The following is a 15441-nucleotide window of genomic DNA, read 5'->3' as shown; positions in this document are numbered from 1 at the left end:
CTCGTAGCGTGCATCTTGATGCACGCTACGAGGGGTAAATAATTCTCCTATATGTTGAATTTTGGTTGTCAGCCTTGTTCATTATATAGCGAGGATTTTTTTGTTCATCGCTTAAGCTATTTGGCTCCATACGCATAGCGTATGGTTTTTATAGCCAGACTTTGGCTAGCTATAATAAAAGTGCGGTGAATTCACACCGCACTTCCACAAGGCTAACAGCTCAGCCTATTACCACTTAGCTACATTATTTTCAATCTCTCAAGCCTAATGAGGTATCAAAACAATGAATATCAGCTTTATTGCTAAATAAAAAATTGTGCAAAAATCTCTGGTAAATGTGCTGTTAACGCATTTTTCCCCGCAATTTCTTCATTTTCCCACGCCTTCAATAGCACTTCAGGGGTAAACACGTTTGCCGCCTGCTCTGCTAACGGTATGTAACTCATATGCCAAGGCTCACGCCCGATTTTTTTCTCTACCGGCATTTGCATAAAAGGCAAACTAAAATCAAAGTGCGGTAGGTTTTCAATGAGAAATTCACTCAGTTCAAAGAAATAACCGCCTTTTTCATATTCCCAAGGCTCAAGCTGTAAGGATTGGCCTTGAGGCAAAAGATCAGGATCGAAAATATCAATTTCCGTGCCCCAATGGTGACGACTCGCCCCCGGTAGCGCTGACCAGCGTAAAATGGCTTGCGCTTTTTGCCAATCATCCAACCGGCTCAAATCTAACGCATTGCCTGCATCATCGTGCACTTTACGTTCACCGTTAAATTTACCGTTCCAAATAAGCTGCTGACGGGCAAAATCACGAAAGCTACTCGCAGGCAGTAAATTAAAGCCATTTTTGACCGCACTTTGCTGTAAGCCTTGAAAGGCTTTTGCCGCTTCCGCCTGTAAAAAATGGTTTGGCGAATGCGGTGTCGGTAAATGGATTAAATGCGCGCGCGATTTGCCGGTCAACATGTCAGGGGTTAATTTCATCTTATTTATCCAATAAATTGACTAACATTTGGTGATAAATCTGACCGCACTTGGTAAGATCCTCTACGCTCACACACTCATTGACTTTATGAATAGTCGCATTGAGCGGGCCAAATTCCACCACTTCTGCGCCCATGAGTGCAATAAAGCGCCCATCAGAGGTACCGCCACCAGTTTCCGCTTGTGGCGTAATGCCTGTGGTTTGCTCGATAGCGGCAGTTAGCGCATCTAATAATTTACCCGGTTTGGTTAAAAACGGTTTGCCGGAAAGATTCCACTCAATGCGGTATTTCAATCCATGTTTTTCCAGCATTTCAGCGACTTTTTGCTTGATGATTTCATCGGTCACTTCCGTGCAATAACGCAAATTAAATTGCACGTAAAGCTCACCCGGGATCACGTTATTGCTACCCGTACCGGCATGAATATTGGCGATTTGCAAACTGGTCGGCGGGAAAAATTTATTGCCGTTATCCCACTGATAGGTTGTCAGCTCTTGTAGGAAGGGAGCCGCTTTGTGAATCGGATTTTCTGCTAAATGCGGATAGGCCACATGGCCTTGAACGCCTTGAATATAGAGGTTGCCTGTAATCGAACCGCGACGGCCATTTTTGACCACATCGCCCAAGGTTTTTGAGCTGGACGGCTCGCCCACCATGCAATAAGTGATTTTTTCACCACGCGCCACCAAGGTGTCCACCACACGCACCGTGCCATCTTTCGCAGCCGCTTCTTCATCGGATGTAATCAACAAAGCGATTGTGCCGACATGATTCGGGTTGGCTTTCACATATTCTTCCGCTGCCACAATCATCGCTGCCAGCGATCCTTTCATATCCGCTGCGCCACGTCCGTAAAGCATGCCATCCACAATCTCGGCAGAAAACGGCGGATGCGTCCATTGGCTTTCATCCCCTGTTGGCACCACATCCGTATGCCCGGCAAAGGCAATCACAGGCTCACCTACACCATGCTTTGCCCATAAATTTAAGGTGTCATTAAAAGGCATCCATTCAATTTGAAAACCTAATTTTTCTAAACGTTCGGCAATGAGTTGCTGACAGCCTTCGTCATTCGGGCTGATAGAGGGACGGCGGATTAAATCTTGCGCGAGAGAAATCACTTTTTCATTCATAAAAACTCCTAAAAAAATCACCGCACTTTAGGCAAAAACAGCTTGATATTCTTTTTCATCAAAACCAATCAATGCCTTCCCCTCTTGCAAAATCATCGGGCGTTTAATTAAGGTCGGATTGTCAGCTAAGACAGAAAGTGCGGTGGATTTTGACAACGTTTTTTTCACGTTTTCATCGAGATTGCGCCAAGTCGTGCTACGTTTATTCACCAAATTTTCCCAACCGAATTGCGCTTCGGCTTGCTGTAAAAAAGCAGTATCCAAACCGTCCACTCGATAATCATGGAGTTTGTGTTCGATGTTGTGATCCGCAAGCCATTTCAATGCTTTCTTCACGGTATCGCAGTTTTTAATGCCGTAAACGGTGATCATAAAATTTCCTCAATAATAATTAATCGCTGAGAAATTGTAGCGTAAATCAAGCGAAATCTTAACTTGAAAAACACTATCTTTAATTATAAATAACTTATAAAATACTTATAATCTTGAAGCAAGGACTCTTAAATGTATCAAGTTATTTATAAAACAAAGGCAATTAAACAACTCAAAAAAATTCAACGGGAACAGGCCACACAAATCCGTGAGAAATGCCGTGGGTTATCCGCTTTCCCCAATTGCCAAAATATAAAATCGCTTACCAACCACCCGTACCAATACCGCCTGCGAGTAGGCAATTATCGTGTCTTTTTTAATACAGGTGCCGATGGTGAGCTTTATGTTATTCATATTGAAGAGGTGAAAAAACGAGATGAAAATACATACTAATTATCAGATTATCAATGACTTACAAGGCATGCCGGCTTATGTCCTCGTCCCTTACCACGAATTTCAACTGAAATTTGAGCAACCTCATTTAAGCCTTGATGATGGTGTGCCGGCTGAAGTCGTCGATCTCAGTTTTGATCATAACTATTCTGCAGCACGAGCATGGCGTGAATATTTGGGATTAACGCAATCAGAAGTGGCTGCTCGAATGGGGATCAGTCAATCCGCTTACTCACAACATGAAAATGCGGAGCAATTAACCCAAACAATGCGAACTAAAGTCGCGACGGCGTTGGGTATTAAAGCGGAACAACTGGATTTTTAATATAAAAAAACGCCTCAGCTTGACACTAAGGCGTTTTTATCACTAACCCAATAACTTATTGATGCGCTTAATAAACGCCGCCGGATTTTCTAACGAACCGCGCTCTGCAAGCATGGCTTGCTCTAGCAACAATTCTACCCAATCGGCAAATTCCGCTTCATCAGAAATGTCAGCCACTTTTTTCACCAAGTGATGTTCTGGGTTAAGTTCAAAGGTGTATTTCACTTCCGGTACGGGTTGACCTGCCGCAGCAAAAAGTTTTGCCATTTGCGTGGTCATTTGGTCATTACCGGTAGAAACCACTGCTGGCGTGTCTGTTAAGCGGTGAGTTAAACGCACTTCTTTCACGCGTTCGCCCAGCAAGGTTTTTACGCGTTCAATAAAGCTATCAAAAGCTTTGTCTTGTTCTTTTTGCGCTTCGTTTTCTTCTTTATCCGCCAAATCGCCTAAATCCAAATCCGCTTTCGTAATAGTTTGGAGCGCTTTGCCGTCAAACTCGGTTAAGTAACTTAACATCCATTCATCAATACGATCGGAAAGCAATAAGACTTCAATGCCTTTTTTATTGAACAATTCCAAGTGTGGGCTGTTTTTTGCCGCCACATAGCTGTCTGCCGTAATGTAATAAATGGCTTTTTGCCCTTCTTTCATGCGGGCAACATAGTCTTCTAATGACACAGTTTGTTCACTGCTGTCGTTGTGGGTAGAGGCAAAACGCAATAATTTCGCAATGGCTTCTTTATTGGCAAAATCTTCTGCTGGACCTTCTTTTAACACTAAGCCAAATTCTTTCCAGAACTGCTGATATTTGTCGGCATCCTCTTTCGCCAATTTATCCAGCATTTGTAACGAACGTTTGGTTAAAGCTTTACGTAACGCCGCCGTGGTTTTGTTGTCCTGCAAAATTTCACGGGACACATTTAACGGCAAGTCATTACTGTCAATTAACCCACGCATGAACCGCAGATAATTCGGCATGAATTGCTCCGCATCATCCATGATAAACACGCGTTGGACATAGAGTTTCAAGCCGTGTTTGTGTTCACGATTAAATAAATCCCAAGGCGCTTTAGACGGCACATAAAGTAAACTGGTGTACTCTTGGTTACCTTCCACTTTGTTGTGAGCCCACAATAACGGATCCGCAAAATCATGGCTTAAATGTTTATAAAACTCTTTGTATTCCTCATCGGAGATGTCGTTTTTAGAACGTGTCCAAAGGGCATCTGATTTATTGATTTTTTCCCATTTTTCACCGGTTTCTTTGCCTTCGTCATCATATTCTTTGGTAAGCATTTCCACCGGCAGACCGATATGATCAGAATATTTACCGATAATTTCACGCAAACGCCATTCGTTTAAGAATTCTTTTTCATCCTCACGTAAATGTAAAATCACGTCAGTGCCACGGGATTTTTTCTCAATATCCGCCACGGAATACTCGCCTTCCCCGGCAGATTCCCAAAGCACGCCTTTATCTGCAGCCTCGCCTGCCGCGCGGGTTTTCACCGTCACTTTATCGGCAACAATAAACGCCGAATAGAAACCCACACCGAATTGACCGATAAGCTGACTATCTTTCGCTTGATCTTGCCCAAGTGCGGTCAAAAATTCTTTTGTTCCGGATTTGGCAATTGTGCCCAAATGATCGATCACTTGTTCACGGGTCATCCCAATCCCGTTATCGCTGATGGTAAGCGTGCCTTTATCCGCATCAAAACTGACGCGCACACGCAATTCGCCGTCACCTTCATATAAAGCCGGATTAGACAGGGCTTTAAAGCGTAATTTATCCGCCGCATCAGAGGCATTTGAAATCAGCTCACGCAAGAAAATTTCTTTATTGGAATATAAAGAATGAATCATTAATTGGAGAAGTTGTTTGACTTCCGATTGGAAGCCACGGGTTTCTTGATTTGTACTCATATTCTTCCTACCTATGTTGAATAAATTGAAAACGTTATGGATATAAGTGCGGAAGGTGAAATTTCAAGAGCAGGAAAAAAGAAAAGTGCGGTGGAAAATGATGCTATTTTTAACGAATATCCTAATCTGAACTGTGATCTTTTCTTCTAATTGCGCTGATATAACCCGTTGTTTTGAGAAATTAAATCCTGTAATTCCAGTTCCATCAGCTGAATCAACACCTGTTCTATAGGCATCTTTAAGTTTGTGGCAAGATCATCGGCGCTCATCGGTGTATGCCCAATCGCTTGGTACAACGCAGGGTGTGCAGGGGGCTCTGCTGGAGGCAAGTATGTGTTGTCAAGCGGCGCTTTTGGTGTGTCTATCTCGTGGCTGAATAGCGCTGCCTGCTGATAAGGTGTCGAAGAATGCAAAGGCAAATTGTCTAAAATATCATGAATATTTTCTACCAACATGGCGCCTTGTTTGATGAGCTTGTGGCAACCATGACTAAATTCATTTTGAATATTGCCGGGGAGCGCAAAAATCTCTCTATTTTGTTCCAAGGCATAACGGGCGGTAATTAAGGAACCGCTTTTTTCCGTGGCTTCAATAATTAATGTGGCAATCGATAATCCGCTAATAATGCGGTTTCTTCGTGGAAAATTTTCCGCAATCGGCGGTTGTGATGGCAGAAATTCGGAGACTAATGCGCCCTGGTATTCCAAAATTTGTTGCGCCAGTGTTCGATGGCGGGTCGGGTAAATTTTATCTAATCCGCTGCCTAATACGGCAATGGTCGGGCGTTTTAAGGTTACTGCCGCTTGATGGCAAATGCCGTCAATCCCGAGTGCTAAACCACTGGTGATAGTTAAACCGTTGAGGGTTAATTCCGTTGCAAAATAATTGGCCCAATACTCACCATAGTGCGAACATTGGCGACTACCGACCATGGCAATTTGGGATTGCGCAAGGCTATCGACATTTCCTTTGACAAATAATATCGGTGGTGCGCTTTCGATTTGTTTTAGGAGATAAGGATAATCCGGCTCGAGGCAGGTTAACAGTCTGTTGCCCTCAGCTTCCGCCCATTGTAATGCAGGTTCAATATAGCGTTGTTGCGGTTGAAACCAAGCGCGAATTTGTGCAGGCGACCAGCCAATTTGTGTGAAAGCGACGTCATCGTAATCCAGTAAATCCGTTATATCGATTTGACTAATGATTTTATTCACCGCTGACGGGCCGAATTTTGGGATCTGTAATAAACGTAATAATAGTGCCGAAGGTGTTGTCATTTTTTGATCCTGTGACAGAAAATGACATCGTTAAAGAAATGCAAGGCTGTTGCTATTTATACCTTTGAAATATGCGATCTCGATCGGATTTTTTCTATTTTGTTTGATGAATTTACCTTATAGCAAACGCTATCTGGCATCTGCTGAGAAACAAATGCATGCTCAGACCAAACAAAACATTGAGGCAATGTCGAGCTTTCTTGATTCACAAAAAAGGCGAGATAAAAAGGAAGTTCATCGGTAAAAAACAATTGTCCACGGGGGCAATGGGCAGAGATGATTTGTAAGGTTTCCGGCTGATGTGTGACTTCTGATAATTTTGTGATGCCCACGCCTTGAGATTTCAACACGGCTTCGCGCAGGCACCAAATGCGGTAAAAAGCAGATTGAGATTCAGTTTGTTGTTGAAACCAGTCGATTTCTTCCGTGCTTGCAAAGTGTTCCAACAGGGCTAAATAAGGACGTTCTTTGCTAGGCGATTCAATGTCGATTCCAACCGCACTTTTTTCGCCTGGTTGGCTGATGTGCAAAATCACTGCCACCCAATCACCGGAATGGCTGATATTAAAATCAAGCTCAGAAGAGGAAAATTGCGGACGATCGGTTTCTGTACGCGAAATTTGACCTAAAAGTGCGGTCGGTTTTTCTGCTGTTTTGAGTAATTGCCACAGCAAGAAATGCGCTAAACGACGACATTGCCAACGTTGTTGCATACGCGGGCTGTTGTGGCTTAACGTCAGCAAATTTGCCGGAATCAGGTCGGCTGGGATGTCATGAAAAGGGAAGGCGGTGTGAATATTTCCCCAAGTGATTAGCGTTGTCATCGTGATAAGAAAAGTGCGGTCAAAATCCATTGAATTTTGTCACCGCACTTTGTCGCCTTATTTCAATAAATAAGCTCTTAACTGCTCAAAATCGTTTTCCATTTCATCGGATAACAACGGCAGTTTGTTGTGTTTATCCAACGCTTCCGGTAGCGGCAGCGTTAAATCCAGAATACGTTCGACGGATTCTTTAAATTTTGCCGGATGCGCAGTGCACAGGAATAAGCCGGTTTCGCCTGGTTGTAAATCCTGTTTTAACACTTCATAAGCTACCGCGCCGTGTGGTTCGCATAAATAACCCAGTTGGTTCATGGCGCGTAAAGTGTCTTCTGTTTGTGCATCGGAAATTGCAGCCGAATGTAACTCAGTCAATGCCCAACCGTTACGTTTGAACAATTCTTCCACACGAGGCCAGTTGTTCGGTCGAGAAACGTCCATGGCGTTGGAAAGCGTAGCGACGGTCGCATTCGGTGACCAGTTTCCACTGTGCAAGTAACGCGGTACAGTGTCGTTAGCATTGGTTGCCGCGATAAAACGTTTAATTGGTAAGCCGAGGGTTTTGGCGATTAATCCGGCTGTGAGGTTGCCGAAGTTGCCGCTTGGCACAGAAACCACCAAGTTTTCACGTTGTTCTTTTGGTAATTGTGCCGCCGCTTCAAAGTAATAGCACACCTGCGCCAATAAACGGCTGATATTGATGGAGTTCGCCGAGTTTAAGCCGATGGCTTGGCGTAGTTCTGCATCATCAAAGGCTTGTTTGACTAAAGCTTGGCAAGCATCGAAATCGGCATTGATCGCGATGGTGCGAATATTGCCGCCAAGGGTGCAGAAGAGTTTTTCTTGCAACGGGCTGATTTTACCTTTCGGGTATAAAATCACCACATCGATATTTTCTAAACCATAGAATGCATGGGCGACCGCCGCACCGGTGTCACCGGACGTTGCAGTGAGAATCGTGATTTTGCCGTCACCGCGTACGGTCGCAAGGGCTTGCGCCATGAAGCGTCCGCCGAAGTCTTTAAAGGCAAGGGTCGGACCATGGAACAATTCCAATGCATAAATATTGTCTTCCACTTTGGCAACCGGTGCCGGGAAAGTGAAGGCGTTGCGCACCATTTGTTCAAGCTGTGCTTGCGGGATTTCCTCACCGATTAAGGCACTAAGGATTTTTTGGCTGCGTTCAACTAGCGGCAATGCCAATAGATCATCGATATTGCTTAAGTGCGGTATGTTTTCAGGGAAAAATAAGCCCTGATCTTTGCCTAGACCTTGGCGTACCGCTTGGGCAAAATTGACCTGTTCTTCGGGGTGTTTGATATTGTATAAATTCATGTGAAACCTGTTCTTTTGTTTGGCACCTTTAAGACAAAAGTGCGGTGATTTTTTCCGGTGTTTTAATCGAGTTCTCTTGCGCCGGCATTATCGACTTTGCAAATGTGCACAAAGCCTTCGTTGTTTTGTAAATAATGGTTTTCAAGGTAAGTGGCAAGTTTGCCGGCAATATGTAAATCCGGTACGATGGAAAAGATCGTCGGGCCGGACCCTGAAATTCCGGTAGCTAACGCACCTAAATCACGCGTCGCTTGTTTCACTTCGGCAAAGTTAGGCAACAAGGCTTCGCGATAAGGTTCGGCAATGACGTCTTTCATCATCATGGCGGCTAAGTTTTCCTGTTGTGTGTGGCAAGCGTGCACGAAACCACCGAGATGACGACCATGTGCGATAACATCTTGACGCGTATAGCTTTTCGGTAAAATCGCTCGGGCTTCCGCCGTAGACACTTCAATCCCCGGATACGCCAAGACCCAATACCAATGGTCAAAAAACGGTAAGGTTTGGCAAATGTTGCCAAGCGATTGCACCATAAATTGCACGCCACCCAAGTAGCAAGGCGCTACATTGTCGTAGTGTATAGAGCCGGAAATGCGTCCTTCCAACTCGCCCATCATTTCTAACAATTCCATTTTAGAAAACGGTTCGTCATGGAATTTATTCAGCGCAACCAAGGCGGCAACGATAGAGCAGGCGCTGGATCCTAAGCCTGAACCGATAGGCATATTTTTCTCTAAGGTTAAGCGTAGCGGTTTGACTTTTGTGTTACGTAGTTTGAGCTGTTCGCTGAATAACACATAGGCTTGATAAACGATATTTTTTTGCGGTTCTTTTGGTAATTTACGCACAAAATAACCCGCACTTTCTAACTCAAAGCCGGCGGCGATAGGTTCGATTTGCACCACATCGCCTAATAATGAGCCGTTAATTGGGGAAATTGCCGCACCTAAGGTATCGAAACCGACGCTGATATTGGCACTGGAGGCCGGCGCATAGACTCTTAGCATAACATTCTCCGTTTAGGGCTTTAAGGTTCTTAAAATATCGGCAAAAATGCCGGCAGCAGTGACAGCATTGCCCGCACCGTAACCGCGTAATAATAGCGGAATCGGTTGATAATAACGAGTGTAAAATGCCAGCGCATTCTCACCGTTTTTTACTTTGTATAGCGGATCATCTTTGCCCACGGCAACAATAGACACTTTGCATTTGCCGTTTTCAATTTGGCCAACATAACGTAAAACTTTTTCTTCCGCTTCGGCTTTTTCGACACGTGCAGCAAATTCGGTATCTAATTGCGGCAACATCGCCATAAATTCTTCGGTAGATTTACCCTCGGCAAAACCTTTTGGAAGAACGCCTTCGACTTCGACATCTGACAATTCCAGTTCTAAGCCGCTTTCACGAGCAAGAATTAACAATTTACGGGCAACATCCTGACCGGATAAGTCATCACGTGGATCCGGTTCGGTGAAGCCTTTTTCGCGGGCAAGTGCGGTCGCTTGGGAAAGGCTTAAATCTTCTTCCAATTTACCGAAAATAAAAGAAAGGGAACCGGATAAAATCCCGTCAAAACGTTCTACTTCATCGCCGGCAGCCAATAAGTTTTGTAGGTTCTCAATGACCGGTAAGCCTGCTCCTACGTTGGTTTCGTATAAGAATTTACGTTGGTTTTTATGGGCCAGTTCGCGCAGTTTATGATAGTAAGTTAAGTCACGGGTATTGGCTTTTTTATTTGGGGTTACCACATGGAAACCTTCCGCTAAGGCACGTTCATATAAACTCGCCAAGGATTCTGCCGATGTGCAATCCACAAAGACCGGATTCACAACATGATGTAACTTAATGAAAGACAACAACACGTCAAAATCAGACGGTTGGGTGGCATTTTCCAAATCTTTTTGCCAATGGTCTAAGTTTAAGCCATTTTCGTTTAATAGCATTTTATTGGAGTTGGCTAAGGCGCAGACACGAATTTCAATGTCTTTTTTGGCTAAATACTCTTTCTGATGTTTGATTTGCTCGATTAATTCACCGCCGACACCGCCAACGCCCACGAGAAAAACTTCCACGATTTTTTTGTTATTAAATAAGGCTTGATGTGTTGCTTTTACCGCTTCAATCGCTTTATTTTGAGCAACCACAGCGGAAATAGAACGCTCAGAAGATCCTTGTGCAATGGCATTAATACTGATATTAGCTTGGGCTAAGGCAGAGAAGAAACGTGCAGCAATGCCTTTGGCTTGGCGCATTCCATCACCCACTACTGAAATGATGGAAAGGTCTTTAATCGTTTCGATAGGATCTAATTGGTGGGCGTTTAATTCTTGCTCAAATTCCGTTTCTAATGCTTTGAGTGCAACCTCCAAAGATTTTACCGGCACACAGAAACTGATGCTGTATTCGGAAGAAGATTGAGTGATTAAAATCACCGATACATTGGCGTTAGACATGGCAGAGAATACGCGTGATGCCATACCAACCATGCCTTGCATTCCCGGACCGGAAACGTTGAACATGGCAACGTTATCTAAGTTCGTAATGCCTTTGACCTGCAAGCCTTCAGATTTAATATCACCGGCGATAACAGAACCGGGTGCGCTTGGATTGCCGGTATTTTTAATTAAACATGGAATATTCGGACGTACCAACGGACCGATAGTGCGTGGATGAATCACTTTTGCACCAAAGTAGGAAAGCTCCATGGCTTCGCGATAAGACAGGCTTGGCAACAAACGTGCATCCAATACTAAACGAGGGTCGCAAGTATAAACGCCGTCAACATCGGTCCAAATTTCACAGACGCTAGCGCCTAAACAGGCCGCCAAACAGGCAGCGGAATAGTCGGAACCATTACGGCCTAACAAGACCAACTCACCTTTATCATTGCCGGCAGTAAAGCCTGCCATTAACACTACACAATCTTTTTCAATGGCTTTGGCATTCACACGTTTGGTGGATTCTTCAATATCAACTGACGATTCCAAATAACTGCCTTGAGCCAATAATTGTTTAACCGGGTCAACAACGTGTACGCTATATCCATTGGCTTCAAACCAAGCTTTCATCATTGCAATAGAGAGTTTTTCGCCGCGGCAATCAATGGTCGCCTTTACCGCATCTTCCACTTTACCGGCTTCACGAATTTGTTCTAATAAAGAGGCGATTTGTTGGAATTCTTGATCAATCAGTTGTTTGGTGCCGGCAAGGTCAAACTTATTGTTTTTGGCATGTAGGCCGTTGATGATGGTATAGAAAATATCTAATGCTTCGTTGAAATGGGAATCGGTAGGTTGATTTAAGCTGGCTTTTTCGGAAAGGGCAACAAGATGATTGGTGATTTTGGCCGGTGCCGATAGCACGCCTGCCGCCTGCTCCTCTAAATGGGCTTTCTCAATAAGCTCGGCAGCCTGCAAAAACCGTTCCGGATTGGCGAGTGATGTGCCGCCAAATTTTAATACACGCATGATATTCTCCTGAGTATGATATATAAAAATGTTTGCATAAAAAAACCCGCTTTATAGAAGAAGCGGGTTGATGAATCTTATTCTTAACGCACTAGCCCGCCCCATTAATCATCGTAATGGTAATCATGGTGGTTGACATAATAATAGTGCGGTTAAGTTGACGCATAATTTATTTTACATGGTGAAAAATTGGATATAGAAATACCGAAATTTCATATCCTTGTCAAACGGAATTCAGAGAATTTTGCATTATTTTCTAACTTTTTTAGTTGGTGTAAAATAAATCGCTATTTTAATAAGAAGGAAACCCTATGATTGTGCAAAATCTTGCTCATATTCGGGCGCAAATACAACAATGCGAATGCCAGTTCAAAACGCAAAGTGCGGTCAAATTACTTGCTGTTTCTAAAACGAAACCGATTGAGGCTATTTTAGCCGCATACGAAGCAGGCCAAACGGTCTTTGGAGAAAACTATGTGCAAGAGGGCATTGAAAAGATTCAATTTTGCCAACAACATCAGATTGAATTGGAATGGCATTTTATCGGGCCGTTACAATCGAATAAAACCCGCTTGGTGGCAGAGTATTTTGACTGGATGCAAACCCTTGAACGCGCCAAAATTGCCGATCGTTTAAATGAACAACGCTCGCCGCATAAAGCGCCGCTTAATGTATTAATTCAAGTGAATATCAGCAATGAGACCAGTAAATCCGGTGTACGACCGGATGATATTTTGCCTTTAGCAAAACACGTGGAAAACCTACCGCACTTACGTTTGCGTGGTTTAATGGCGATTCCGGAACCTACCGATGATGTGGCACAACAGGAACAAACGTTTCGTCAAATGCGAACCTTGTTTGAACGTTTGCAACAGGCGCTGCCTCATGCCCAAATTGACACGTTATCCATGGGCATGACCGATGATATGCAAGCTGCGATTAAATGTGGTTCTACGATGGTACGCGTCGGTACAGCGATTTTTGGCAAGCGAGTTTACAAATAAGATTATCGGCAACGCAGTCGTAAATCAGATTCTCAGATTCATTGTTGCAACCACGCTTAACGATGACAGTTCATTAAGCGTTGGAGTAATTTTCTCTCGCGTATTTGGTTTTGCAAAAAACACATAGAAAAACGACCGCACTTTTAGCATGATTCATAAAAAAATAGCTCCCATTGGGAGCTATTTTTATGTTGAGGATAAAGAATTAGCCTTTGTAGTTGTGAACGTGCGCAACTAAGTCTAATACTTTGTGAGAATAACCGGTTTCGTTGTCATACCAAGAAACAAGTTTCACGAAGGTGTCGGTTAATGCGATACCTGCAGCGGCGTCAAACACAGAAGTGAGTGAACAACCATTGAAGTCAGTAGAAACTACAGCATCTTCAGTATAGCCTAAAACGCCTTTCATTTCGTTCTCTGAAGCACGTTTTAATTCCGCACAGATTTCTGCGTAAGTTGCCGGTTTTTCAAGGTTAACAGTTAAGTCAACAACAGATACGTTTGGTGTAGGCACACGGAACGCCATACCGGTTAATTTGCCGTTTAATGCAGGGATAACTTTACCTACGGCTTTAGCTGCACCGGTAGAAGATGGGATGATATTTTGGGAAGCACCACGACCACCGCGCCAGTCTTTTGCAGATGGACCATCAACGGTTTTTTGTGTTGCTGTGGTTGCGTGAACCGTGGTCATTAAACCATCTTTGATACCGAATTTATCGTTGATCACTTTGGCTAATGGCGCTAAACAGTTCGTTGTACAAGACGCGTTAGACACGATGTCTTGACCTTTATACGCATCAAAGTTTACACCACGTACAAACATTGGTGTGCTGTCTTTAGATGGACCGGTTAAAACTACTTTTTTCGCACCGGCAGTGATGTGTTTACGAGCAGTCTCATCGGTTAAGAATAAACCGGTGGCTTCAACAGCAACATCAACACCGATAGCGCCCCAGTTAAGATTTGCCGGATCACGTTCAGATGTCACACGGATAGTTTTGCCGTTGACCACAAGGTTGCCGTCTTTCACTTCAACAGTGCCATCAAAGCGACCGTGAGTTGAATCATATTTTAACATGTAAGCCATGTATTCAACGTCGATTAAGTCGTTGATACCGACCACTTCAATGTCATCACGATGTTGTGCTGCACGGAACACGATGCGGCCGATACGACCGAAACCATTGATACCAATTTTAATAGCCATAAGTTTTCACCTTATATTTTTAAGTTAAACAAAAAGGTTAAATAGGCATGGAGGTTTGTTTTCTCTCTACCAATTTTGAGGGGGATTATAACATACTTTCTTGAATTTGAGAATGTACCTCTCAAAAACACACAAGACTGCCGTCTCAAAAATTTTGTTAAAAACGACCGCACTTTTGCTGATTTTTTATTGGGTTAGAGGCATAATAAGCTAAATTATCGATGAGAGAATAATATGTTACAAGGCAATTTATACATTATTTCTGCACCGAGTGGTGCCGGTAAATCTTCATTAATTAGCGCATTATTGAAACGTGTCAACAGCCATAAAATGATGGTTTCCGTATCACATACTACTCGGCTCCCCCGCCCTGGTGAGCAAGAAGGCGTGCATTATTATTTTGTTTCACATAATGAGTTCGAAAATTTAATCGAACAAAACGCATTCTTAGAATATGCCAAAGTGTTTGGGGGCAATTATTACGGCACCTCTTTGTTTGCCATTGAAGAAAATTTAGCGAAAGGCATTGATGTGTTTCTCGATATTGATTGGCAAGGGGCACAACAAATCCGTGAAAAAGTTCCTCACGTAAAAAGCATTTTTATTTTGCCGCCCTCATTAAGCGAACTCGAAAAACGCTTAATCGGACGTGGACAAGACTCTGCCGAAGTCATTGCCGGCCGCATGGAAAAAGCCATGAGCGAAATCTCTCATTATGACGAATATGACTATGTCATTGTAAACGATGATTTCGAACAAGCACTTGTTGATTTACAAGCTATTTTGCGCGCAGAGCGTTTAACAACACGTCATCAACAACAAGAAAACAAAGGCTTAATTGAACAATTACTGGCAAACTAAAGGCAGTTTTAGTATCATATTGCCCCTTTAGATTCATTAGATTTAGCAAACTGGAGTAATTTATGGCTCGTGTCACCGTGCAAGATGCAGTAGAAAAAATTGGTAACCGTTTTGATTTGATTTTAACTGCGGCTCGTCGTGCAAGACAATTGCAGTTACATACCCGCGAACCCTTGGTGCCGGAAGATAACGATAAGCCGACAGTTATCGCCTTGCGTGAAATTGAAAAAGGTCTCATTAACAATGAAATTTTAGACGCGCAGGAACGCCAAGATCATTTGGCACATGAACGTGTTGAAGTCAGCGCTGTGTCTTTGTTATCTGAATAAAGTGCG

15 protein-coding genes are annotated in these 15441 nt (G+C 43.5%); 5 read left to right on the top strand and 10 right to left on the bottom strand.

The annotated features are described in order from the left end of the window. Positions 1 to 302 precede the first annotated feature (302 nt). From QZ106_RS06555 to QZ106_RS06545, 3 genes are read right to left on the bottom strand one after another with little or no spacing between them, the layout of a single operon-like run. Positions 303 to 983, bottom strand: a complete 681-nt coding sequence (locus QZ106_RS06555; RefSeq protein WP_295975791.1) for a M15 family metallopeptidase — start codon at positions 981 to 983, stop codon at positions 303 to 305. A 1-nt stretch (position 984) separates the two neighbouring features. Continuing rightward, entirely contained in the window at positions 985 to 2118 is a 1134-nt protein-coding gene (gene dapE, locus QZ106_RS06550) for a succinyl-diaminopimelate desuccinylase (RefSeq protein WP_295975789.1), read from the bottom strand. A gap of 27 nt (positions 2119 to 2145) precedes the next feature. Further along, the gene (locus QZ106_RS06545) at positions 2146 to 2490 is read right to left on the bottom strand and encodes an ArsC family reductase (RefSeq protein ID WP_295975787.1); all 345 of its coding nucleotides are present in this window, start codon (positions 2488 to 2490) and stop codon (positions 2146 to 2148) included. Between the two features lie 132 nt (positions 2491 to 2622). Here QZ106_RS06545 and QZ106_RS06540 point away from each other — a divergent pair, with 132 nt between their 5' ends. Together QZ106_RS06540 and QZ106_RS06535 are read left to right on the top strand one after the other, a co-directional pair. Continuing rightward, positions 2623 to 2883, top strand: a complete 261-nt coding sequence (locus tag QZ106_RS06540) for a type II toxin-antitoxin system RelE/ParE family toxin (RefSeq protein WP_295975785.1) — start codon at positions 2623 to 2625, stop codon at positions 2881 to 2883. Continuing rightward, on the top strand, positions 2867 to 3208 hold the full coding sequence (locus QZ106_RS06535) for a helix-turn-helix transcriptional regulator (RefSeq protein WP_295975784.1): 342 nt from the start codon (positions 2867 to 2869) through the stop codon (positions 3206 to 3208). The genes QZ106_RS06540 and QZ106_RS06535 overlap by 17 nt, the downstream gene beginning before the upstream one ends. Before the next feature lie 42 nt (positions 3209 to 3250). On the opposite strand, the gene htpG is transcribed toward QZ106_RS06535, so the two are convergent. The 6 genes from htpG to thrA form a co-directional block, all read right to left on the bottom strand. Beyond that, positions 3251 to 5134, bottom strand: coding sequence for a molecular chaperone HtpG (gene htpG / locus QZ106_RS06530; RefSeq protein WP_295975783.1), 1884 nt, complete (start codon positions 5132 to 5134; stop codon positions 3251 to 3253). 146 nt (positions 5135 to 5280) lie between these two features. Further along, the gene (dprA, locus tag QZ106_RS06525; protein WP_295975782.1) at positions 5281 to 6408 is read right to left on the bottom strand and encodes a DNA-processing protein DprA; all 1128 of its coding nucleotides are present in this window, start codon (positions 6406 to 6408) and stop codon (positions 5281 to 5283) included. Between the two features lie 56 nt (positions 6409 to 6464). Continuing rightward, positions 6465 to 7232: a 4'-phosphopantetheinyl transferase superfamily protein gene (locus QZ106_RS06520; RefSeq protein ID WP_295975781.1), complete on the bottom strand. Its 768-nt coding sequence runs from the start codon at positions 7230 to 7232 to the stop codon at positions 6465 to 6467. A 57-nt stretch (positions 7233 to 7289) separates the two neighbouring features. Continuing rightward, positions 7290 to 8564: a threonine synthase gene (gene thrC / locus QZ106_RS06515; protein ID WP_295975779.1), complete on the bottom strand. Its 1275-nt coding sequence runs from the start codon at positions 8562 to 8564 to the stop codon at positions 7290 to 7292. Positions 8565 to 8626: 62 nt separating this feature from the next. Further along, positions 8627 to 9571 (bottom strand): homoserine kinase, encoded by a 945-nt coding sequence (thrB, locus tag QZ106_RS06510; protein ID WP_295975777.1) that lies wholly within the window; start codon positions 9569 to 9571, stop codon positions 8627 to 8629. Positions 9572 to 9583: 12 nt separating this feature from the next. Next, entirely contained in the window at positions 9584 to 12031 is a 2448-nt protein-coding gene (gene thrA, locus QZ106_RS06505; RefSeq protein ID WP_295975775.1) for a bifunctional aspartate kinase/homoserine dehydrogenase I, read from the bottom strand. A gap of 311 nt (positions 12032 to 12342) precedes the next feature. Between thrA and QZ106_RS06500 the strand changes: the two genes are divergently transcribed. Then, positions 12343 to 13035: a YggS family pyridoxal phosphate-dependent enzyme gene (locus QZ106_RS06500; RefSeq protein WP_295975774.1), complete on the top strand. Its 693-nt coding sequence runs from the start codon at positions 12343 to 12345 to the stop codon at positions 13033 to 13035. 205 nt (positions 13036 to 13240) lie between these two features. On the opposite strand, the gene gap is transcribed toward QZ106_RS06500, so the two are convergent. Next, positions 13241 to 14245, bottom strand: coding sequence for a type I glyceraldehyde-3-phosphate dehydrogenase (gap, locus tag QZ106_RS06495; RefSeq protein WP_021615630.1), 1005 nt, complete (start codon positions 14243 to 14245; stop codon positions 13241 to 13243). A gap of 234 nt (positions 14246 to 14479) precedes the next feature. Here gap and gmk point away from each other — a divergent pair, with 234 nt between their 5' ends. Together gmk and rpoZ are read left to right on the top strand one after the other, a co-directional pair. Continuing rightward, positions 14480 to 15106, top strand: coding sequence for a guanylate kinase (gene gmk, locus QZ106_RS06490; protein ID WP_209363028.1), 627 nt, complete (start codon positions 14480 to 14482; stop codon positions 15104 to 15106). Between the two features lie 62 nt (positions 15107 to 15168). Continuing rightward, positions 15169 to 15435, top strand: a complete 267-nt coding sequence (gene rpoZ / locus QZ106_RS06485; RefSeq protein WP_021615632.1) for a DNA-directed RNA polymerase subunit omega — start codon at positions 15169 to 15171, stop codon at positions 15433 to 15435. Positions 15436 to 15441 lie beyond the last annotated feature (6 nt).

It is taken from the genome of uncultured Aggregatibacter sp. (assembly GCF_901873365.1).
In the GTDB taxonomy this organism is placed as follows: domain Bacteria; phylum Pseudomonadota; class Gammaproteobacteria; order Enterobacterales; family Pasteurellaceae; genus Aggregatibacter.
Note: the sequence above shows the minus strand (reverse complement) of the source record. Positions and strands in the feature narration are given on the sequence as shown.

What these genes read in the sequence shown, in the direction of transcription:
- QZ106_RS06540 (WP_295975785.1), top strand. Translation starts at nt 2,623, where the DNA reads ATGTATCAAGTTATTTATAAAACAAAGGCAATTAAACAACTCAAAAAA.
- QZ106_RS06555 (WP_295975791.1), bottom strand. Translation starts at nt 983, where the DNA reads ATGAAATTAACCCCTGACATGTTGACCGGCAAATCGCGCGCGCATTTA.
- QZ106_RS06500 (WP_295975774.1), top strand. Translation starts at nt 12,343, where the DNA reads ATGATTGTGCAAAATCTTGCTCATATTCGGGCGCAAATACAACAATGC.
- thrC (WP_295975779.1), bottom strand. Translation starts at nt 8,564, where the DNA reads ATGAATTTATACAATATCAAACACCCCGAAGAACAGGTCAATTTTGCC.
- gmk (WP_209363028.1), top strand. Translation starts at nt 14,480, where the DNA reads ATGTTACAAGGCAATTTATACATTATTTCTGCACCGAGTGGTGCCGGT.
- thrA (WP_295975775.1), bottom strand. Translation starts at nt 12,031, where the DNA reads ATGCGTGTATTAAAATTTGGCGGCACATCACTCGCCAATCCGGAACGG.
- thrB (WP_295975777.1), bottom strand. Translation starts at nt 9,571, where the DNA reads ATGCTAAGAGTCTATGCGCCGGCCTCCAGTGCCAATATCAGCGTCGGT.
- rpoZ (WP_021615632.1), top strand. Translation starts at nt 15,169, where the DNA reads ATGGCTCGTGTCACCGTGCAAGATGCAGTAGAAAAAATTGGTAACCGT.
- dapE (WP_295975789.1), bottom strand. Translation starts at nt 2,118, where the DNA reads ATGAATGAAAAAGTGATTTCTCTCGCGCAAGATTTAATCCGCCGTCCC.
- htpG (WP_295975783.1), bottom strand. Translation starts at nt 5,134, where the DNA reads ATGAGTACAAATCAAGAAACCCGTGGCTTCCAATCGGAAGTCAAACAA.
- QZ106_RS06535 (WP_295975784.1), top strand. Translation starts at nt 2,867, where the DNA reads ATGAAAATACATACTAATTATCAGATTATCAATGACTTACAAGGCATG.
- gap (WP_021615630.1), bottom strand. Translation starts at nt 14,245, where the DNA reads ATGGCTATTAAAATTGGTATCAATGGTTTCGGTCGTATCGGCCGCATC.
- dprA (WP_295975782.1), bottom strand. Translation starts at nt 6,408, where the DNA reads ATGACAACACCTTCGGCACTATTATTACGTTTATTACAGATCCCAAAA.
- QZ106_RS06520 (WP_295975781.1), bottom strand. Translation starts at nt 7,232, where the DNA reads ATGACAACGCTAATCACTTGGGGAAATATTCACACCGCCTTCCCTTTT.
- QZ106_RS06545 (WP_295975787.1), bottom strand. Translation starts at nt 2,490, where the DNA reads ATGATCACCGTTTACGGCATTAAAAACTGCGATACCGTGAAGAAAGCA.